The sequence below is a fragment of the Alteromonas sp. DYW1 genome, assembly GCF_059752595.1.
Map to the genome: position 1 here is coordinate 3,276,187 of NZ_CM186038.1, position 20,261 is coordinate 3,296,447.

A 20,261-nucleotide genomic window follows, 5' to 3' on the forward strand; every position below is an offset into this window, starting at 1 on the left:
TTTAAAGATTCATTTTGAGGTTAATTTATCCTTCACATGAATGCAAAACTCTTCCGGCGACATAAATAAAGCAAGCCGATGGGTATGCATATAGAAACGTTTGGCCGCATTAATTGGACGTTTATTTGATTTGTAAACTATGCTTTTAACAACGTAAAATTGTGCACGAGACTGCTATTGTATTCGATTCGTAGCTACATTTTATATTTCCTTTTGATTTACAGCGCGGTTGTTGTTGCGGTCTTCGTTTCTTACCGCGTCTTTGTGGAATATCCGAGTGATCTGGCCACAATCGAAGAGCACCAACGGCGTGAACTCGAAAGCTTAAACAAGGGATTTGATAAGAGCCTTGACGGTCTGCAAGCCATCGTTACCGATTGGGCACACTGGACCGAAACCTACGACTATGTGCGTGATCCACAAAACAACCAAAGCTTCGTGGATGACAATATACTGTCATCGACATTTGAGACGTTTGATCTCCTCGCTGTTGTGATATTTGACCGTGATTTTGAGCTCGTCATTGCTCAAGGGTACGACTTAATTAACGAAGTTTTGGTTGACGCTGACGCTATTTCCCAAACGGCGCCTGCCGTGTTTATGACCCATAATGTAGCACCAGGTTCGCCATGGCAGTCAAGTGGCTGGCTGGCAACCCAACAAGGGCCCGCTGCCTTTGCCGTTCAATACATCACCAATAGTAATATGGATGCCGAGCCGGCCGGCTATTTGATGTTCGTGCAGGCCATTACGAATGAACAAGTTGCGGCGCTAGAATCGATCACTCGCTTGCAATTACGCTTTACCCCAACCTCACTCTCGGATCCAGCTACGCATGGCGTGGTTAGTTTAGCGACCCCTGAATTGGTCGAGGGATTTCAATTGGAGCGTAAACGCTTGCTCGACGATTTTGCGGGTACGCCGATTATGTTGGTGACGATTACCCATGACCCGCTCAGCGTACCCGAACTGCTCGGTTGGTCAGAAGTGCTCACTTTACTGCTTCTTATCCTAGTTCCAGCAATTTTGATGCTGGCGATCGATCGACGTTTAATCAAACCCCTGTGGCGTAACACTAATCAAATTAAAGCCATGGTCGCAAAGGAAAGCCTCACTCCATTACCGCAACCCATGCCGGTAATCGAACTTGAACACATGCGTTTAGCTTTTAACAGATCTATCGATTTGGTCGCACAACAAAAGCAACAACTCATCGCATTGTCGATGACCGACAGTCTGACTGGGATTGCCAATCGGCGCGCTTTCGATGAACATGCGTCAGCGGCCTGGCACCATGCTATTCGCATGCATGAACCGTTTTGTTTAATCACCTTAGACCTGGATTATTTTAAAGGCTTTAATGATTCACTCGGTCACCCAGAGGGTGATAAGGCGCTGCATGCGGTAGGCCAAAAGCTACTTTCATTCACGCGACGAGCAGGCGAAATATGTGCTCGCGTCGGTGGTGAAGAGTTTGCTCTTATTGTACAGGCAGAGAATGCTGAACTCGCCGAAGACCGCGCGCAAGCGCTGTGCAGAGCTATCCGCGAGCTCGCCATAACCCATCCAACTTCTCCCGTCTCTGATGTTTTAACCACCAGTATTGGGGTGCTTTATATTCCACAGGCTAGCGTCAACTATCGCGGGGTAACACTCTCAGAATTACTCTCGCTGGTTGATAAAAAACTGTATGCCGCCAAACAAAAAGGGCGCGACCAGGTTGAATTTCATGTATTCGAAAAATCAAACTGATCGCTCAGTATTCCCGTTAATTTTCAACTAGCTCGACTTGTGGAACAAACCGCATTGCTACGCCACTGCTGCGAGTCAGGTCAGCCTCAAGTAGCAGATACATTTCACTGGAGTCTACATTTAACGTTAGAACGCCACTATCAAGAATAATATCTGTACCATCAACACTCGCAATAGCAAACACATCATAGGTATTATTGGGCAATACGATGCTCTCCGCATTGCCAGTGATCGTAGTGCGTCGATACTCAGCGTTCGCTATATTCTCGTTACTCTTTACAAAGTAAAAGGTTACACGAGTGAAATCCTCAGTGTACGCAATGTTAACTGTCTTAACTTCATGATCATACGCGCGCTCGCGCACACTGTTTTCGACCAACAACGTTTTTAGCTTTACTTCGATCCCATCGATAATGCCATCTTCGTCCTCATCATAATTGCCGTCATTATCATCATCTAGGTACTCTTCGATCGTATATAGAAATAGGGTTTGGTCGGTATTTTCCGGCAAACTTAACAGGACGTTACTGGCGAGCTCTTCAGCAAGAGTGGCATCATTTAAAGTTAAACTATAGTCGCCATTATCAACAAGCTGTGAAGAACTAATAGCACCGGCCGGAAGACCAGTAAACGAGTAGGCATTTTGCGCCGTTGCAGAGGTTATCAAGGTATCAATCGAGCCCGAGTAGTCTGGCAGGTAGGGAGAAACTTGCACACCATTAAATACCCGCAGACGCGCTTCCGCATTGGTGTCGTAGTAGCTTGCAGTAGAGGTGTTCCCAACATTGTCAATAACATAGGGAGAGTTTCCTGCACCATCATTGGTGCGGATCATCAAAACGTATTGCGAACTGTAGAGGTACTGTACCTCCGTAGATTCAAACAACACGTCCATTGTGCCAGGTGCGGTAAGGTAAAATTTATAGGTATCCTCGCCGAGTTTAATATTATCCGTCAGCGTCATGTAATTTGCAGTCGCTAACAAGACTGCTTCATTAAAGGATTCGTCAGCATTGGAAATATACACATCAACTCCATCAGCTTGAGTTGTCACATTTAGTAGTCGCAAGTTAAATAAATCATTATTGGTATCCTCCTCATCATCGATGATTGGAATATCAAAAATCTGCACGGCCGGATTTGCGACCGTCTGCGCCAACACCACTAAACTAATGGTTTCAGTCCTGACGTTTAGTGTTCCTTCTGCAAGTACATCGAGGTCCGCGCGTGCTGTGCTTCCTTCATCGTTCCAACCTAGTTCGAAAAAGTAGTTGCCGGTGGGTGTTTCCCGATTGCTTAGGGCATTACCTAAGTTGACCGCCGAGAAAGTTTCTTCAAATTCATCATCAAAATCCTCATCTAAATCTTCATCTAGGGTTAAATATATCGCAGGGGAATCAGGCGAAGCGTTATAAAACTTAACCCAACCGCTTTCGCTTTCATCATCGCTGGACCCACAGCCACTCATTGCGAGCAAAAAAAGGGGAAGGCAGACAAATTTACACCATTGCGCTGATTGCATATTACTCACGGGTACTAATCTCCATTTACTGGTCATTGAATTCAACGGTGAGTCAGCAATAAGAAAAGAAGGTTCAGCAGCTTTACATAACTTTACACATGCTTACATTACCTTTACGAAACACCTTGTTGCGTAGTGAATTTGCGAACCCGCGCGAATGGTTGGTTGCTGAGTAATTCCGTCTTTTAGAACAGTATGATCTTCTATAGATAGCGTTAAACTGTGGCAAATAGATAAATTGACTCGTCTTAACAAGTTATGAGCCGAATCTCTAAACATAAAATAGCAATTGCTGTATTTCTTACTTTTACGGCCTACGCTGCGATATCCGCAATTTCTGATTTTTCAATGCAAGCGCTGCTTGCCGCTGGTGTAGGGGGAGTTGTGTGCTGGAAACTGATCGCTAAATCGCCACGCTCTTAATCAAGCAACGCGAGATGATCGTTAATGTGCATCAGCTGCGCAAGCATGTAGTCATCATGCGTTAAATCGCCATAGGCAAAATGCGGTTGGGTGGCAGTGAACGTGGCAAAGGTTGAGAGTGCTAGTATCAATCGATCGATAGACTGATTGATGGCCACTGGATCGGTATTGTTCACATCAAGCTCTGGTGCTCCAGGGATCGCTTCGGCAGTGTTATGCTGCATCGCCCCAGCTTGTTTAAATATCCAAAAGGCTGGCTGCCCAACCCAGCGTTTAAAGCCATCTGATTTGTGTTCAGGGAAGCCAATCATCGCAAACTCAATACTCTGAGCCAAATGGGTAAAGGTGGCAAATGCAGGCCAGGGTCCCTTAAACAACAACACTTGGCGAGATTTTAAGCCACGCAAGTACTCAATCATGGCAGCAACGTTGAGACGTTGGCTCGCCTGCTCATTCCTGCAAGCGCTGGTTGTCGCCGCCAACGCAACTAAACCTGCACTTTTAAGGAAAGTTCGACGCTGCATCTACAGCCCTCGCTGGCGCACGATTTCAAACAAACAAACGCCGGTCGCCACTGAGACATTCAAACTACTCACACTGCCTGCCATGGGCAGCTTCACCAAGCTATCGCAATGCTCTCGGGTCAGTCGACGCATACCCTTGCCTTCAGCACCCATCACTAGAGCCATCGGTCCAGTCATGTCTTGCTGATAAATTAATTGCTCCGCTTCGCCTGCGGTGCCTACAACCCAAATGCCGCGTTGCTGCAAATGCTTTAAGGTGCGCGCCAGATTAGTGACCTGAATAAACGGCAGTGACTCGGCAGCACCAACCGCGACTTTACGTGCAGTGGGGGTTAGCCCACCCGATTTGTCCTTAGGTACAATCATGGCTGTTACCCCCGCCGCATCGGCGGTGCGTAAACAGGCGCCAATGTTATGCGGATCGGTAACACCGTCGAGCACGAGCAACAGCGGCTGTTCAACGCTATCCAGCAAACGGTCTAAATCCGCATCATCTAGAACCCTTGCTGGCTTTGCCTTCGCAACGATCCCCTGATGCTGCTCGCCACGCACAAAGTCATCCAAGGTCTTGCGCGCACAAAACTGCACTGACAAGCCATTCTTGCGCGCTAAGTTGATCAGGGAGTGTAGGCGCTCATCATCACGCCCTTTCAGTACAAAGACTTCGAGTACACGTTCCGGTTCATTGCTCAACACACTCGATAATGTATGAATGCCATATAACCAATCTGTTTTCGCCATATTTAGCCTTGACGCCTCTTCGCATTGGATTTTTTCTTTTTACTGCCGCCTTTGCGAGCTGCAGGTTTGCCACCGGGCTGCTTATCACCGTGAGCCGTTCGTTTGTCACCCCGTTGCTTGGTTTTATGACCGCCGCCTTTCGACCGGCGCGGTTGGTCATCACTCGCTTTGCTCGTATGTTTGTGCTCTGGCTTCGCCGAAGATTGGCGTTTAGTACTACCCTTTGCATTCACACTCCGTTTACCACTCGAACGCTTGCGCTCGCGGTGAGGGAGATCAAGGATCAAATCAATCTTGCGTTCATCCAGGTTGACTGCTGCCACTTTAACTAACACCGCATCACCTAAACGATATACTCGCCCCAGCGACTCGCCCACTAAGCACTGCTTAACTTCATCGTAATGGTAGTAATCATTTTCCAATGACGTAATGTGTACCAAGCCATCGATGTGGTACTCAGTAATACGAATGAATAGCCCGAAATTCGTTACCGAGGCAACGACGCCTTCGAAAGTGTCGCCCACATGATCCAACATAAATTCGCACTTGAGCCAATCTGCGACATCACGAGTTGCGTCATCGGCACGGCGCTCCGTCATTGAGCATTGTTCTCCGAGTTGCTCAACTTCCTCCACGGTGTAGCTCTTGCCACCTGACGTGGGGCGTTTGCCCGCTTGTTTCGCGATCACGGCTTTAATTGCACGGTGCACAACGAGATCAGGGTAACGTCGGATTGGCGAGGTAAAGTGTGCATAAGCATCCAGTGCCAAACCAAAGTGGCCAATATTGTCGCAGTCGTATACCGCTTGTTTCATTGAGCGCAACAACATGGTCTGGATCAATTCTTGATCAGGGCGATTCTGAATTTGCGTAACAATTTCAGTGAAGTCGCGAGGTTCTGCATCTTCGTTGATACGATGATGGATCCCGACTTCGGCCAGGTACGAGGTGAAGGTAGTGAGTCGGTCAGCATCCGGCCGGTCGTGGATCCGGTATAATGCTGGCGCTTCATGCTTTTCGAGGAATTTAGCAGCACACACATTAGCTGCAATCATGCACTCCTCAATCAGCTTGTGCGCATCATTGCGCACCAACGGCACAATGTTTTCAATTTTTCGTTGCGCATTAAACACGAACTTAGATTCATTGGTCTCAAATTCGATAGCCCCACGTTGATTGCGACTTTTCTTCAATGCTTTGAACAACCGATACAACTCTTGCAGGTTACTCACGTTCGCATCGTAACGCTGAGTTAGCTTAGGATCGCCTTGCAGTATGCTCCAAACCTTATTGTAGGTTAGACGTGCCTTAGAGTTCATTACCGCTTCGTAAAACTGGTAATTCTGAATTTTACCTTGTGCAGTGATGGTCATTTCGCACACCATACACAGACGGTCAACATCCGGATTTAATGAGCACAATCCGTTCGATAGCACTTCGGGTAACATGGGGACAACTTGCTCAGGGAAATACACTGAGTTACCCCGTTGTTGTGCTTCCGCATCTAAAGCTGTGCCATTGCGCACATAATAACTGACATCAGCAATTGCCACCCACAGCTGCCAACCATCGTTATCTAAAGGTTCGCAATACACCGCATCGTCAAAATCACGCGCATCTTCGCCATCAATGGTAACCAAACCTAATGAACGCAGATCAACCCGGTTTTTCTTCGCCTTTTCGTCTACTTCAGGCGACAGCTTGGCAACCTGTTTCGTCACCGCATCCGGCCATACATGGGGGATATCAAAACTACGCAGCGCCATCTCTATTTCCATGCCGGGCGCCATGTGCTCACCCAGGACTTCTGTCACATTGCCGATCGGATTGATGCTGCGGCGCGGGCGTTGGGTAATTTCAACCACAACCACATGGCCTTGCCTTGCGCCATGGCTGTTCTCGGGTGGAATGAGAATTTCAAATGGAATACGACTATCATCGGGGATCACCAACCCCACCCCATGCTCAACAAAATAACGCCCAACTAAGGGTTCGCTGCGGGGTTCAACCACCCGCATGATACGTGCTTCCGAGCGACCTTTACGATCAGTACCCGACACGTGCGCCTCGACCACATCGTCGTGCAACAAAACCTGCATTTGCCCGGCACTGATAAAGAGGTCTTTCTCACCGTTGTCGGGGCGCAAAAAGCCGTAACCATCGCGATGACCAATCACCCGGCCAACGACCGTTTGCTTGATATCGGCGACTACGTATTTCTTCTGCCGTGTAAACTGCACCTGCCCTTCACGCTCCATGGCTCGTAAGCGGCGCTGTACGCCGATACGCTCTGGCTCGCTATTGGCATTTACCCGTTGGCAGATCTCTAAGAACGACAGTGGCGCGGCACTGTCTTTAAGAATTTCGATTAAATATTCGCGGCTGGCTACCGGATTTTCGTACTGGGATTTCTCGCGCTGATAGTGCGGATCGTCACTCATTGATTGGGTCGCTAATTACTTGCATAAGCGCCATTATAACCTATTGTCAGGGTTAACGTGATCTTATCTTCGCGCTTAGCTATCGAGTGGTTTACGCGCCGCTTGCACGGCTTTGGGGTGCATCAGCTTCTCTAACGCGGTTAACTGCTTGGCGATACGCGCATGAGTCTCTTTATCGGCTGTAATCGCGTTATATAACCAATGATACGTATCCTGATAATCATACGGGCTGCCGTGCCCAGCGATAAATAAATCAGCCAGTTGCATTTGCGCTTTCATGTTACCCAAGGCAGAGGCCTCACGTAGGTATATTACTGCACGTTTTTTATCTTCCTGCACCAGCGTGCCATTCGCATAGTAACGCCCCAGTTGCTCCAATGCTGCGGGTAACCCTTGATTTGCCGCGTTGCGCATCAGTTCAACACCCCGCGCGGGCTCGGCATCAACACACACACCCCAAGCCAGCATATCACCCCATAAGAATTGATAAGCCGGGACGGTCAGCACTTCAGCTCGGGCTTGAATATCCTGAACCAGCTGGCAACGATCAAGTACAACACGGTCAAGGTGCTGATTGGCATTGATCAAGCGGATCAATTCATCTTGCGAATACAATTGCACAGCACGGACTTCTTGTGCGTGCAATGAGGTGCTTGAGAGCACCACTCCACATACCCCTAGCCACAATGCCAAGCGTTTAATCAAAGATGAAGTTAATGTATTGCCGAACATGCTAACAAACCCTTTTGGTTCAACTCAAAAAAGTCACAACACCAACACCGATGCTGACAGATATATTTTAGTATATCGGCGTTGCAACCGCTGACTTGAACTTAGCAGCTAAATACCAGGTTAGTGCGACTTCGGGCTCAACGCTAAACGCAAACGCTGTGCCTGTTCGATTAGGTCATGCCCGAGATCCGTTAGATAACCGCCATCGCGCTGGGTAATAATACCTTTGGCGTACAAACGCTCGGCAGCATCTATCACCGACTGATTGGCATCATGATGGATCTTGAGCCCTTGCATTAGGCTTTCAGTAGGAAATTTCAATAACAGGTTGAGCTCATCCAGCATATCTGAGTTAAAAGACATTCAATGCTCCGTATTACGATGACTGCCGCGTGTAGATCCCCAAAAACAAGGTAGACCATTCCTCGCTCTCATCTAGTTTATATTGCCAATGCTGTGTCACTGTGCCGTCGGGCTGGGGTTGCCAGGTGATCCGATGGGTTGCTGGCTTGCCGTCAGCGGCGGTGACGTGACTTGATAAAACCATACTTCCTTGCTCAATGCCACCGGATAATTTTAAAACCGTGCCATTTTTATCCATCCAGGTTTGATGCCATTGTCCCGTCGCACGATCATAGGCGTTGAGGCTAGCGCCAAACGGTTGACCATTCACCTGATAATCCTCTTGTAAAACACAGCCATTGTAGGCAGAGGAAATTCGGTTTGTCCCAGCGACAGTGCCATCGGGTTGTGTCACCTGCCAATCACCGAGCCAAAAATCAAACTGTCGATACTCGGTTGATTGACATGGCGTAGGCGGAGTCTGGGCGCGCACAGCACCGTTAGCAACTAACGCGACTGACAGCATAACAAGGTGGCGAAGTAAAACTCCCATAGCATTGCTTCCTCGCCAATCGGCAATCATTCGCGTTAAATATTACGCAGTATGATCAGAAACTGGCTTTAACTGGTATACTCGTAGATTAAAAATGTAGTCAGAAAACCGACCCTATTCAATATGCAATACAAAGACTTGCGCGATTTCATTGAAAAACTGGAGCAACGCGGTGAATTAAAACGCGTTACTTTGCCGATTGATACCGATTTAGAAATGACTGAAATCGCCGATCGCACACTGCGTGCTGGCGGTCCAGCGATCTTGTTTGAAAATCCCAAAGGTAGCAAGATCCCAGTACTGGCTAACTTATTTGGTACGCCCGAGCGCGTCGCGCTGGGTATGGGGCAAACCTCAGTGGCCGCGCTGCGCGACGTTGGCAAACTATTGGCTTACCTAAAAGAGCCGGAGCCGCCGAAAGGATTAAAAGATCTATGGGAAAAATTACCGGTCTTCAAACAAGTGTTGAATATGCCGGCCAAGGTACTCAAAAAAGCCCCTTGCCAAGAGAATATTATCAGCGGCGATGACGTGGATTTGTCAACGTTACCCATTCAGCGCTGTTGGCCGGGTGATGCGGCACCGTTAATTACCTGGGGGTTAACCGTTACCAAAGGGCCGCACAAAAAGCGCCAAAATTTGGGTATATATCGCCAGCAGGTGATCGCCAAGAATAAGGTGATCATGCGTTGGCTTTCCCACCGTGGTGGCGCGTTAGACTTTCGCGAGCATTGCCAGCAATTCCCTGATCAACCCTATCCGGTATCCGTTGCCCTAGGCGCTGATCCTGCCACTATTTTAGGGGCAGTCACACCGGTGCCTGATACACTATCCGAATACGCGTTTGCGGGATTGTTGCGCGGCGACAAAACTGAGGTCGTCAAATCGATTAGCAATGATTTGCAAGTCCCGGCGTCTGCTGAAATCGTGTTAGAGGGTTACATCCAACCAGGCGAAGTTGCGCCAGAAGGTCCCTATGGCGACCACACTGGTTACTACAATGAAGTCGATGAGTTTCCGGTATTTACCGTGACGCATATTACCCATCGTCACAATCCAATTTATCACTCAACCTATACCGGCCGTCCACCGGACGAGCCAGCCATTTTGGGTGTAGCATTGAACGAAGTGTTTGTACCGATCCTGCAAAAGCAGTTCCCGGAAATTGTGGATTTTTACTTGCCGCCAGAAGGCTGTTCTTACCGTATGGCAATCGTGACCATGAAAAAGCAATACCCCGGTCATGCCAAGCGTGTGATGCTTGGGGTGTGGTCGTTTTTGCGCCAGTTTATGTACACCAAGTTTGTGATCGTATGTGATGATGATGTGGATGCGCGCAATTGGGAAGATGTTATCTGGGCAATCACCACCCGCATGGATCCCTCGCGTGACACAACCTTAATTGATAATACCCCGATCGACTACTTGGATTTTGCGTCGCCGGTTTCCGGCTTGGGTTCCAAAATGGGCCTAGACGCCACCAATAAGATGCCCGGTGAGACCGATCGCGAATGGGGGACTCCCATCGTCATGGATGAAAAGGTAAAAGCCAAAGTCGATGCGATTTGGGATGAAATGGATTTATTGTCATAATACCGCACAGCACAACTGGCCCAATTAAATTTATTCAACGTGAGAAGTAGACTGAATGGCGCACATTACCTGTAAGATTGAAAAGATTTCACCACTCACCTCCGTGGTGTTTGAAGTAACCCTTATTCCAGCAGCGCCTTTGGACTTCACCGCGGGTCAGTACATCAAAGTGGTGATGAATGAGGGCGACGAGCGCCCATTTTCGGTTGCCAATGCTCCCCATCAAACCGAGAGTCTGATGCTCCAAATTGGGGCTACACCAGAAAACCCCTATGCGTGGGAAGTGATGGAAAGACTCCGTAGCGAAGATGAAATTAAAATCACCGAGCCCGCTGGTAACGCCTTTGTGCGCGACAGTGAGCGCCCGATGCTATTAATTGCCGGCGGGACCGGATTTTCTTATACCTATTCAATTGTTCAGTCCGTGCTCCACCAACAACCACACAAAGCCGTCACGCTGTATTGGGGCGTGCGCCATATTGATGACCTTTATTACATCGATAAATTAAATCAACTGGCTGAACAACACAGCGGTTTTGTGTTTCACCCCGTGGTCGAGTTTCCCAATGACGAGTGGCGCGGATTAACCGGCTGGGTGCACCAAGCCGTAATGACTCATCAGGCTGACCTGATCCAGCACGATGTGTATGTGGCTGGTCGTTTCGATATGGCAAAGACCGTACGTGATGACTTTACTGCATTAGGCTTGCCCGCTGGGCAACTTTTCGGCGACGCATTTGATTACCTGTAAAACATCGACCTGCGTTGCTCATATGCCTTGCCACGAGAGAAATCAAGTGACTCGCTGACTGAGGCCGATCTTTCGATAAGCCAACTTGCGATAACTTGCGTATTGGTTAGAGTGTTTAACTTACCTCGGCCCGTGGCCTGCCAATCAACTAAGGATCTGCTATGTTTTTATCTGCTTTGCGTTGTTCTTATCTTGCTTCAATTAGTGCGGGATTATTGACTACCAGTATTGCTTCAGTAGCACTGGCTAGTGAGCTCGAGCAAACTCGACCACTCCATCAAATCGCAATTGCTCCGCAGGCAGAACGCATCGAGCGCGATATCCAAGCCTTAGTTGATTTTGGTACTCGCCACACCCTCTCAGAAACTCAATCGGATACACGCGGGATCGGTGCGGCGCGGCGTTGGATAAAAGCTGAATTTGAGCGCATTAGCTCGGCATGTGGCGGCTGTCTCGAAGTCTACTTTCAAAGCGCGGTGATCAGCGATGAGCCGCGCATTCCTGAGCCAACCGAAGTGGTCAGTGTGATTGCTATTCAACGCGGTAAAACCGACCCCGGACGTTACGTTATCATGTCGGGGGATATTGACTCTAGGGTCAGTGATGTGATGGATTTTACCTCTGATGCGCCCGGTGCTAATGACAATGCATCGGGTGTTGCAGGTACCTTAGAAGCGGCGCGTATACTTACTCAATACGAATTTAATGGCAGCATTGTGTATGCGGCTCTGGCGGGTGAAGAGCAAGGGTTGTTCGGCGGTAAAATTATGGCTGAGCAAGCTAAAAAAGAGGGATGGCGCATTGTCGGCGTGTTAAACAATGACATGATTGGTAACATTACAGGCATCAATGGCGTGGTCGATAACACCACTGCGCGCATATTTGCAGAAGGCACACGCATGCTCGAAACCGAGCAAGAAGCCCGTTTACGCCGCTTCACCGGTGGTGAGGTTGACTCCCCTAGCCGCAACCTCGCAAGGTATATCGATAAGATTGCCGATGATTACGTGCCGAACCTCGATACCATGGTGATCTACCGCTTAGACCGCTTTCGCCGTGGCGGCCACCATCGCCCGTTTAATGATCTCGGCTACCCGGGGATCCGCATCATGGAAACCAACGAACATTACCATCGTCAACATCAAGATCTGCGTACCGAAAACGGTATTGTATACGGGGATACCATCGACGGTGTCGACTTTGACTATGCTGCCAAACTCACCGGTTTAAACGCCGCCAGTCTCGCTAGTCTGGCATGGGCACCACAACCCCCCACTGGCGTCGCGATAAAAGGCGCAGTACAACCCAGTACCACCTTATCCTGGAATGCGGTCGATAAGGCCACTAATCCACACCTGGCAGGGTATAAAATATACTGGCGCTACACCGATGCACCACAATGGCAATTCAGCCGTTTTGTGGGCGATGTTAGCGAATACACGTTAGAGAATATTGTTATCGATAATTACTTCTTTGGCGTGGCTAGTGTCAGTGCAGATGGCTACGAGAGTCCCGTGGTATTCCCTGGCGCTGCTGGCGCATTTTTACCTGATCCAAACGCGGAGTAATTAATATGCCTACCGGCAATATTCGGAAAATGAAAGTCAGTACTGAGGCCCAAACGGATGGCGCTCACTTAGCCCAATATCAACTGCCAGTAGGTGACGAACTGGTGCCTATGAATGCTTTGGTAGGGCAAACGGTCAGCGTCAGTTTCAGCGGCAACATCCACTGTGTGCACTGTGGCAGTAAAACCAAAAAGAGTTTTAATCAGGGCTATTGTTATCGCTGCCTGATCACCTTGGCCCAGTGCGATAGCTGCATCATTAAACCCGAACTGTGTCATTATCATGCCGGCACCTGCCGTGAGCCTGAATGGGGCGAAGCTAATTGTCTGACCGACCATTTTGTCTATTTATCCAATACTGGAGCGATGAAAATCGGCATTACGCGGCATGTTACGGATGGCGTTTCTTCCCGCTGGATTGACCAAGGCGCCACCCAAGCATTACCCATTTTACGGGTCTCACAGCGTTTGGTGAGCGGGTTGGTTGAAGATGCCGCCAAGGCTCATATTGGCGACAAAACCAATTGGCGCACCATGCTCAAAGGTGAACCGGATACCCTGGATATCAGTGCCACAGCAGAGACTATCCTAGCGGCCATTAGCACTGATATTGCGCAGGTTACCGAGCAGCATGGACTAACCGCCGTGCAGCCCGTGCAGGCTGAGCCGATTAGTATTCGTTATCCTGTCGTGCACTACCCCGATAAAATTAAATCGATCAATCTGGATAAAACGCCTGAGTTCTCTGGAACACTCACGGGGATCAAAGGTCAATATTGGCTATTGGATGGCGATCGTGTCATCAACATGCGCAAATATGCCGGTTATGAAGTAACCTTTAAGCATGCGTAGGTTGATTGCTAGGGAGAGTGCGTGGCGCGATCCTTTTAGCCACTATCGCGTAAAATTTATGTAACCGTCGATATAAGGATGACTAATTATCATGCAGCGCTGCGTTAGCTTGCTATTTATCTGGCTCTCTTTTAGTTGCGTCGCGTCGGCAGACTCATTGAAATTAGTGACCACTGAATGGGAATCGTTTACTAATCAAGGGGCACATTCGGAGCGCCTTAGTGACATTGTGCAAACCGCATTGCAACGCGCCGGCCATACGGTAAGGATCACCACCGAACGCCCGGCGTTTGCTGGCAGTGGGTTAAACTCGGGGCAGTATGATGGGCGCATCGATTTTATTGATCTCAATGAGCCGCGCGAAAACTTTATCTATTCTGCTCCATACCTGCCACTGTACTTACACTTGGTGGGCAAAACTGCAGACGTAGAGCGGGTGCGCAGCTTTGCTCAGATCCGTAACAGTCGCGTGGCGGTCGAAAACCGCTATGCCGCAACACCGTCCTTACGTTTAGTGCGCGATATTAAGTGGTCACGTAATCCTAATACCTTTGAAAGCATTAGCAATCTTGCTGATGAGCGGAGCAACTACTTACTCACGGATCTTTTGTTCTTCAATGAGTTTAACCGTTTGTTGCAAAGCGAAAGTGAAGAGTTGCTGCATCGTTCAAAGGATGCCATTTATCAAACTGCGCTGCACTTGAGCCTCAATCAAGCGGTACCCAACGCGCAGCAGATAATTGATGATTTCAATTCGCAGATCCAGCAGATGGTATCTGATGGCAGCATGAATAAGCTCTTAGGTATAGCCTGGATCAGTGCGCCTAGCGACAGTGGTACAGAAGTGATTTTGACCACCAGCCTAGATGTTCAGCACCGAGTTGACATGCTTGCAGATGATGGCGCACTGGCGGTGTATAACGCCTACCCTTGGGGTAATACTAACAATGTCATCGCCGGTTATAGCGTTGATGGCACGACGTTCACCAGCTGGACCGCGGCGCGCGACTTCATTCGCGCTAATAGCCGCTCCATTACTGAGCAAGAACGTGAAAGCTTTCTTGATCCTTTCGCCTACCAAGGCATATTGCGCGCTTGGTAAAGCGGCTGCGTGCTGGCAGAAACTCAGAAAAACGCCTGTAAACCGGTTTGCGCGCGCCCTAGAATGAGTCCATGCACGTCATAGGTACCCTCATAGGTATTAACCGTTTCGAGGTTGATCATATGGCGCATAATATGGAATTCATCAGCAATACCATTACCACCATGCATGTCGCGTGATTGCCGGGCGATGTCCAAAGCTTTACCACAATTGTTGCGTTTCATCAGCGAGATCATTGCCGGATCAAACTGCTGTTCATCAATCAAACGTCCCACCCGTAAAGACCCTTGTAAGCCTAACGTAATCTCGGTTTGCATATTGGCGAGTTTGGTTTGAAATAATTGGGTCTGCGCTAATGGCCGACCAAACTGCTTGCGATCGAGGCCATATCGCCGGGCCGCATGCCAGCAAAACTCAGCAGCGCCCAATGCGCCCCAAGAGATACCGTAACGCGCCACGTTTAGGCAACTGAATGGGCCTTTTAATCCGCGCACCTTCGGCAACATATTCTCAGCTGGGACAAACACCTTATCCATCACGATTTCACCTGTGATGGACGCTTTGAGTGATAATTTGCCGTGGATTTCAGGCGCACTGAGGCCAGCCATTCCCCTTTCCAGAATAAAGCCACAAATCGCATTATCCTCGGCAACATTCTTGGCCCAGACCACGAATACATCGGCAATCGGTGAGTTGGTGATCCACATTTTGCTACCGGTAAGCAGATAACCGCCATCCGTTTGTTCCGCGCGCGTGCGCATGGAAGCGGGATCAGAGCCCGCGTCTGGTTCGGTCAGACCAAAACATCCCACCCATTCGCCGCTGGCCAGTTTGGGCAGGTAGCGTTCTTTTTGCGCCTCTGAGCCAAAGGTATTAATTGGGTGCATAACTAACGATGACTGCACACTCATTGCGCTTCTATAACCACTGTCGACCCGTTCAACTTCGCGCGCGATTAATCCATAACCAACATAATTAACCCCCGCACAACCGTAACCATGAATGGTAGCCCCTAACAATCCTGCTTCACCAAACTTATGCATGATGGTGCGGTCAAAAACGCCGTCACGATTGGCTTGCAAAATACCCGGCATTAACTCCGTCTGACAAAAGTCATGAGCACTGTCGCGCAGCATGCGCTCCTCTTCGCTCAATTGCTTGTCGAGTAAGAAAATATCATCCCAAATTGCGAGGGGTTGTGACATGGAGGTGTACCTAAATCATTGGCTGTTTAAAGTGGGGTAATTCTACCTGAACTTAGCATTTCGCAATACCGCTTCCTATGTTCAACCCTGTGATCAGGATCAAGTGTTTACAGTTTTGCAGATGGATAACCCCCTTGAACCCATGCAGTAAAATCTTTCGGGACATGCTAAACCGGTCTATTCAGATTGATTCTGGTAACCGATCGATTAGGAAAATACGCAAGCTTAATTGGTGAAACCTATAGTCATTTGATTTAGATAAACTAAACGACAATAGTTTGGAGCTTGGAGTTTGGAGTTTGGAGTTTGGAGTTTGGAGTAAGTAAATTCGATGGTGACCGGGCGGTCACCATCAATGAAACTCAATTAGATCGTTTCAACGTTTGCTGCTTGAAGACCTTTCTGACCTTCTTCAACGTCGAACTGAACTTTTTGACCTTCTGGAAGAGTTTTGTAACCTTCTGCTACGATTGCGCGGAAGTGTACAAATACATCTTTACCACCGTTATCTTGAGTTAAAAAACCATAACCTTTATCAGCGTTAAACCACTTAACGGTGCCTGTTACTTTAGACATGTAAAACCTCAATAAAATTTGTTTCTTGCGCAAAACGCGCGGTTCTTACGCCTTTGATTAACTGGATTATTCTGAGGGTCAACACGTACGAAATGGAAAACGTCTTACAACAATTACTAGGTAACTTGAGATGTTTAAAAACACTTGCAGCTTGTAACTCTATAATTTCGTCTATCAAAGACAATGGCACTATACCATCAATTGGCGATATAGCTATCTTATTCGCTTGAAATTCATAAAAAAGTCACAAAAATCTCCGCATAACACAACTCATCGGAGCTGTTAGTCAGTGATTGCTAACTGCATAATATCCTACCGAAAAATGTGTTGAGCGGCGGAACTATTCAATCCAAATTGGCTTTTCGATAGGCGTAGAGCCAGCATCCACCAGCGACTCCGGCGAGTCCTGCAGATACCCACCAACTCAGGCCATTTAAAGGAACCAAAGCCGCCAGAATAAACAACGTGGCCCCAACGATGGTCGTTAATTGTGCGCGATGTTGCGCTTGCTGCTGGGCGAGCTGTTGCTCGTAATGACGTTGCTGCATTTCGGGCAAGGTTTTCAACTGCTTCAAACTGTCGTGCAAGAGGTCGGGCATGTCGGGTAGCTTTTCAGACCAGAACGGTAAATTGTCCTGAATTTTTTTCAGCATGGCTTTGAGCCCAATTTGTTGTTTCATCCAATTCTCTAAAAACGGTTTTGCGGTTTGCCACAAATCTAGCTGGGGGTACAACTGACGGCCCAACCCTTCAACGTAAAGAAGGGTTTTTTGCAGCAAAACTAGCTGTGGTTGTACGGTCATATTGAAGCGACGCGCAGTGTTAAACAATTGCATTAACACATGACCGAACGAAATATCTGCCAACGGCTTTTGGAAGATCGGCTCACAGACTTTACGAATGGCCATTTCAAAGTCATCAATATTGGTATCGTGCGGTACCCAACCTGAGTCCGCGTGTAGCTGTGCGACCTTGCGGTAATCGCGGTTGAAAAAGGCAATAAAGTTTTCCGCTAAGTAGCGCTTATCTTCACGATTTAGGGTACCTACAATACCGAAATCGATGGCAATGTACTGCGGATTTTCGGGATGCTCAGTGGACACAAAAATATTACCCGGGTGCATATCCGCATGAAAAAAACTATCGCGAAAGACTTGGGTAAAAAACACTTCGACTCCGCGCTCGGCCAACAACTTAAAGTTGGTCCCTTGGGCCTTGAGCGCTTCAACGTTGGCTATCGGGATACCGTAAATTCGCTCCATCACCAATACATTTTCGCGACAATGATCACTATAAATGTGCGGGACATACAGCGCTTCAGAATCAACAAAGTTGCGGCTTAATTGAATGCCGTTGGCTGACTCACGCAGTAAATCTAACTCATCTTTAATGGTGCGGCGATATTCGGCGACCACTTCTACCGGGCGCAAACGTTTGCCGTCGGGCAACCATTTTTGTAACAAATGCGCAAAGCTCTGCAGTAAATCAATATCAGCGTCAATCGTTCCCTCGATGTCTGGACGCAATACTTTCACCACTACATCCTTGTTATCCACACGCAATTTCGCTGCATGTACTTGCGCTATCGACGCCGACGCTAAGGGTTGTGGATCAAACTCACTAAACAGTTCATCCATGTGCTTAAGCCCCAACGCTTGCTTGATCAACGTCTGCGCTTGTTCGTTATCGAAGGGCGGAACTTTATCTTGCAAATAGGCCAGTTCATCAGCGATATCCGGCGGTAATAAATCTCGTCGCGTAGAAAGCATTTGGCCAAACTTGATAAATACCGGACCTAAACTTTGCAGTGCCAAGCGGATCCGTTTGCCTTGCGGTTCGTTGTTATGCTGATTGCGGATCCAAAATAAACCATGCCGCGCCATCCGTGCATACCAGGGCATAAAACGACTAGGAATACAGTCGTCAAGGCCATGCTCAAGCAAGACCTTATTGATTTTGTACAATCTAAAAAACCGCATAGTTTCTACTACTTCGACTCTAAGCGTTGGATTCGGGATTCTAGACGCGCTACTGCGTCACGTATTTCACTCACCTGATCGCCGTGATGCATAACCTGTAGGCGATGCACCGCCAGGCGCTTTTCGTCGATAAGCGCACTACTAATAATTTCACCCAGCTGGCTGGCGTGCTGCTTGGCTTGTTGATTGACGTGCTGCAAACCACGCATCAATTGATAGGCAGGTACATCGCCAATGTGCTGCGAGAGCACCTCTTCCCAATCAATCGATAACTGCAAAAACAATTGGCTGACATGCTGAGCTATCTGCATATCACCACATAGGTCCAATTTTTCCGCACGAATGAGTTGCGTGATCTTGCGCGTGTCTTTCAGCTCAGGTAATACGCTCAATGTAGTTTTGAGTAAACATTGCTCATCACTAAGGGTCGCTTGGGCCTGCTCCCAGCTGAGTTCACATTGGTGAATCGAAAGTGTTTGCTCAAAGGCTATTTCGACTGGCCACGCCAGCTCATCGAGCCAAATAATTAAGCGTTTGCCCTGCAATTTATCTATCCGCGTCTGCGACTCTGGATCGAGCTTAAGTAGCGGGTTAACCAGTGACTCGGCAACCGCGTGCAGTACCTGCGCAGTGGGCATTAGAACTTAAACCCTCGATGCAATGCCACAATGCCACCGGTGAGATTAAAGTATTCGGTTTGTTCAAAGCCAACCGCATCCATCATGCCCTTTAAGGTATCTTGATCGGGGTGCATTCGGATCGATTCAGCCAAATATTGATAACTGTCCGCATCATTTGCGACGAGCTGCCCCATTTTGGGTAAAACGTGGAAGGAATAGGCGTCATAAACTTTACTTAACCAATCCTGCGTGGGCTTAGAAAATTCCAGTACCAATAAACGACCACCGGGCTTTAACACGCGAAACATCGATGCCAACGCCTTGTCTTTATCGGTCACGTTGCGTAAGCCAAATGCTATGGTAATCAAATCAAAATGATTGTCGGGAAATGGCAGCGCCTCGGCATTGGCCTGCACATAATCAAGATTGCCCACAATGCCCATATTGCGCAACTTGTCGCGGCCAACCTTAAGCATCTCGCGATTAATGTCAGCCAAAATAACTTGTCCGTTAGCACCGACTAAACGTGAAAATTTAGCCGCCAAATCACCCGTACCACCCGCCAGATCGAGCACGCGTTGACCTGCGCGCACGCCGCTACAATCAATCGTAAAGCGTTTCCAAACACGGTGGATCCCCATTGACATCAAATCATTCATCAAGTCGTACTTGGCGGCCACAGAATCAAAAACCTCAGCTACCATTGAGGCTTTTTGCTGAGTCGCTACTTGCTTGTAACCAAAATGGGTAGTCTCGTTCAGCGGTTCTTGATTTTCAGTTTGGGCCGAATGGGTTTCTGACGTCATGTCTAATGCTCATCTAGGCTATGAAATTTTAATGACCTAAGTCTATCGAAAAGCCCAGGGTAACGACAGCAATAAAAGTGATTTTGTAATACTGGTATGATCAACACACTATACGCCCTACCCTTGGTTCAGAGCTTATACGGATGTCTGCGATCGAAACTATTACTACCTTCATGCACT

General features: G+C 48.3%; 18 protein-coding genes. 6 read left to right on the forward strand and 12 right to left on the reverse strand.

What is annotated here, in order from left to right; all coding sequences use genetic code 11:
* Positions 1 to 264 precede the first annotated feature (264 nt).
* Complete coding sequence (locus AC121Z_RS14900) at positions 265 to 1,752, forward strand: sensor domain-containing diguanylate cyclase (protein ID WP_498124951.1); 1,488 nt, start codon at positions 265 to 267, stop codon at positions 1,750 to 1,752.
* Between the two features lie 16 nt (positions 1,753 to 1,768).
* On the opposite strand, the gene AC121Z_RS14905 is transcribed toward AC121Z_RS14900, so the two are convergent.
* From AC121Z_RS14905 to AC121Z_RS14935, 7 genes are all read right to left on the reverse strand, one after another.
* A complete protein-coding gene (locus tag AC121Z_RS14905) occupies positions 1,769 to 3,274 on the reverse strand; it encodes a DUF4397 domain-containing protein (protein ID WP_498128269.1) in 1,506 nt (501 codons plus the stop codon).
* A gap of 419 nt (positions 3,275 to 3,693) precedes the next feature.
* Entirely contained in the window at positions 3,694 to 4,221 is a 528-nt protein-coding gene (locus tag AC121Z_RS14910; RefSeq protein WP_498124953.1) for a DUF1569 domain-containing protein, read from the reverse strand.
* The gene (gene rlmB / locus AC121Z_RS14915) at positions 4,222 to 4,962 is read right to left on the reverse strand and encodes a 23S rRNA (guanosine(2251)-2'-O)-methyltransferase RlmB (protein ID WP_498124954.1); all 741 of its coding nucleotides are present in this window, start codon (positions 4,960 to 4,962) and stop codon (positions 4,222 to 4,224) included.
* Positions 4,963 to 4,964: 2 nt separating this feature from the next.
* A complete protein-coding gene (gene rnr / locus AC121Z_RS14920) occupies positions 4,965 to 7,403 on the reverse strand; it encodes a ribonuclease R (protein WP_498124956.1) in 2,439 nt (812 codons plus the stop codon).
* A 75-nt stretch (positions 7,404 to 7,478) separates the two neighbouring features.
* Positions 7,479 to 8,105, reverse strand: coding sequence for a tetratricopeptide repeat protein (locus tag AC121Z_RS14925; protein WP_498128271.1), 627 nt, complete (start codon positions 8,103 to 8,105; stop codon positions 7,479 to 7,481).
* 150 nt (positions 8,106 to 8,255) lie between these two features.
* Positions 8,256 to 8,498 carry a TIGR02647 family protein gene (locus tag AC121Z_RS14930; protein WP_100658689.1) on the reverse strand — a complete coding sequence of 81 codons (243 nt, stop codon included), beginning with the start codon at positions 8,496 to 8,498 and terminating at the stop codon, positions 8,256 to 8,258.
* A 13-nt stretch (positions 8,499 to 8,511) separates the two neighbouring features.
* Positions 8,512 to 9,030, reverse strand: coding sequence for a hypothetical protein (locus AC121Z_RS14935; protein ID WP_498124958.1), 519 nt, complete (start codon positions 9,028 to 9,030; stop codon positions 8,512 to 8,514).
* A gap of 123 nt (positions 9,031 to 9,153) precedes the next feature.
* Here AC121Z_RS14935 and ubiD point away from each other — a divergent pair, with 123 nt between their 5' ends.
* The 5 genes from ubiD to AC121Z_RS14960 all read left to right on the forward strand — a co-directional run bounded on the left by ubiD (position 9,154) and on the right by AC121Z_RS14960 (position 14,895).
* Positions 9,154 to 10,623: a 4-hydroxy-3-polyprenylbenzoate decarboxylase gene (gene ubiD / locus AC121Z_RS14940; protein ID WP_498124959.1), complete on the forward strand. Its 1,470-nt coding sequence runs from the start codon at positions 9,154 to 9,156 to the stop codon at positions 10,621 to 10,623.
* A gap of 55 nt (positions 10,624 to 10,678) precedes the next feature.
* On the forward strand, positions 10,679 to 11,374 hold the full coding sequence (fre, locus tag AC121Z_RS14945) for an NAD(P)H-flavin reductase (protein ID WP_498124961.1): 696 nt from the start codon (positions 10,679 to 10,681) through the stop codon (positions 11,372 to 11,374).
* Between the two features lie 161 nt (positions 11,375 to 11,535).
* Positions 11,536 to 12,942: a M28 family peptidase gene (locus AC121Z_RS14950; RefSeq protein ID WP_498124962.1), complete on the forward strand. Its 1,407-nt coding sequence runs from the start codon at positions 11,536 to 11,538 to the stop codon at positions 12,940 to 12,942.
* 5 nt (positions 12,943 to 12,947) lie between these two features.
* On the forward strand, positions 12,948 to 13,793 hold the full coding sequence (locus tag AC121Z_RS14955; protein WP_498124964.1) for a DUF2797 domain-containing protein: 846 nt from the start codon (positions 12,948 to 12,950) through the stop codon (positions 13,791 to 13,793).
* 91 nt (positions 13,794 to 13,884) lie between these two features.
* Complete coding sequence (locus tag AC121Z_RS14960) at positions 13,885 to 14,895, forward strand: substrate-binding periplasmic protein (RefSeq protein WP_498124966.1); 1,011 nt, start codon at positions 13,885 to 13,887, stop codon at positions 14,893 to 14,895.
* 23 nt (positions 14,896 to 14,918) lie between these two features.
* Here AC121Z_RS14960 and AC121Z_RS14965 read toward each other — a convergent pair whose 3' ends face one another.
* From AC121Z_RS14965 to ubiE, 5 genes are all read right to left on the reverse strand, one after another.
* Positions 14,919 to 16,100, reverse strand: a complete 1,182-nt coding sequence (locus tag AC121Z_RS14965) for an acyl-CoA dehydrogenase (RefSeq protein WP_498124967.1) — start codon at positions 16,098 to 16,100, stop codon at positions 14,919 to 14,921.
* A 366-nt stretch (positions 16,101 to 16,466) separates the two neighbouring features.
* On the reverse strand, positions 16,467 to 16,676 hold the full coding sequence (gene cspE / locus AC121Z_RS14970) for a transcription antiterminator/RNA stability regulator CspE (protein WP_100644315.1): 210 nt from the start codon (positions 16,674 to 16,676) through the stop codon (positions 16,467 to 16,469).
* 344 nt (positions 16,677 to 17,020) lie between these two features.
* Positions 17,021 to 18,655, reverse strand: coding sequence for a ubiquinone biosynthesis regulatory protein kinase UbiB (ubiB, locus tag AC121Z_RS14975; RefSeq protein WP_498124969.1), 1,635 nt, complete (start codon positions 18,653 to 18,655; stop codon positions 17,021 to 17,023).
* 8 nt (positions 18,656 to 18,663) lie between these two features.
* Complete coding sequence (locus tag AC121Z_RS14980) at positions 18,664 to 19,293, reverse strand: ubiquinone biosynthesis accessory factor UbiJ (RefSeq protein ID WP_498124971.1); 630 nt, start codon at positions 19,291 to 19,293, stop codon at positions 18,664 to 18,666.
* Positions 19,293 to 20,081, reverse strand: a complete 789-nt coding sequence (gene ubiE / locus AC121Z_RS14985; RefSeq protein ID WP_498124973.1) for a bifunctional demethylmenaquinone methyltransferase/2-methoxy-6-polyprenyl-1,4-benzoquinol methylase UbiE — start codon at positions 20,079 to 20,081, stop codon at positions 19,293 to 19,295. Before ubiE ends, AC121Z_RS14980 begins: the two co-directional genes overlap by 1 nt.
* Between the last annotated feature and the right edge of the window lie 180 nt (positions 20,082 to 20,261).

Bases quoted from the DNA above. Each gene is read 5' to 3' on its own strand.
- AC121Z_RS14905 (WP_498128269.1), bottom strand. From the start codon at position 3,274: ATGCAATCAGCGCAATGGTGTAAATTTGTCTGCCTTCCCCTTTTTTTG.
- AC121Z_RS14910 (WP_498124953.1), bottom strand. From the start codon at position 4,221: ATGCAGCGTCGAACTTTCCTTAAAAGTGCAGGTTTAGTTGCGTTGGCG.
- rlmB (WP_498124954.1), bottom strand. From the start codon at position 4,962: ATGGCGAAAACAGATTGGTTATATGGCATTCATACATTATCGAGTGTG.
- rnr (WP_498124956.1), bottom strand. From the start codon at position 7,403: ATGAGTGACGATCCGCACTATCAGCGCGAGAAATCCCAGTACGAAAAT.
- AC121Z_RS14930 (WP_100658689.1), bottom strand. From the start codon at position 8,498: ATGTCTTTTAACTCAGATATGCTGGATGAGCTCAACCTGTTATTGAAA.
- AC121Z_RS14935 (WP_498124958.1), bottom strand. From the start codon at position 9,030: ATGGGAGTTTTACTTCGCCACCTTGTTATGCTGTCAGTCGCGTTAGTT.
- ubiD (WP_498124959.1), top strand. From the start codon at position 9,154: ATGCAATACAAAGACTTGCGCGATTTCATTGAAAAACTGGAGCAACGC.
- fre (WP_498124961.1), top strand. From the start codon at position 10,679: ATGGCGCACATTACCTGTAAGATTGAAAAGATTTCACCACTCACCTCC.
- AC121Z_RS14950 (WP_498124962.1), top strand. From the start codon at position 11,536: ATGTTTTTATCTGCTTTGCGTTGTTCTTATCTTGCTTCAATTAGTGCG.
- AC121Z_RS14955 (WP_498124964.1), top strand. From the start codon at position 12,948: ATGCCTACCGGCAATATTCGGAAAATGAAAGTCAGTACTGAGGCCCAA.
- AC121Z_RS14960 (WP_498124966.1), top strand. From the start codon at position 13,885: ATGCAGCGCTGCGTTAGCTTGCTATTTATCTGGCTCTCTTTTAGTTGC.
- AC121Z_RS14965 (WP_498124967.1), bottom strand. From the start codon at position 16,100: ATGTCACAACCCCTCGCAATTTGGGATGATATTTTCTTACTCGACAAG.
- cspE (WP_100644315.1), bottom strand. From the start codon at position 16,676: ATGTCTAAAGTAACAGGCACCGTTAAGTGGTTTAACGCTGATAAAGGT.
- ubiB (WP_498124969.1), bottom strand. From the start codon at position 18,655: ATGCGGTTTTTTAGATTGTACAAAATCAATAAGGTCTTGCTTGAGCAT.
- AC121Z_RS14980 (WP_498124971.1), bottom strand. From the start codon at position 19,293: ATGCCCACTGCGCAGGTACTGCACGCGGTTGCCGAGTCACTGGTTAAC.
- ubiE (WP_498124973.1), bottom strand. From the start codon at position 20,081: ATGACGTCAGAAACCCATTCGGCCCAAACTGAAAATCAAGAACCGCTG.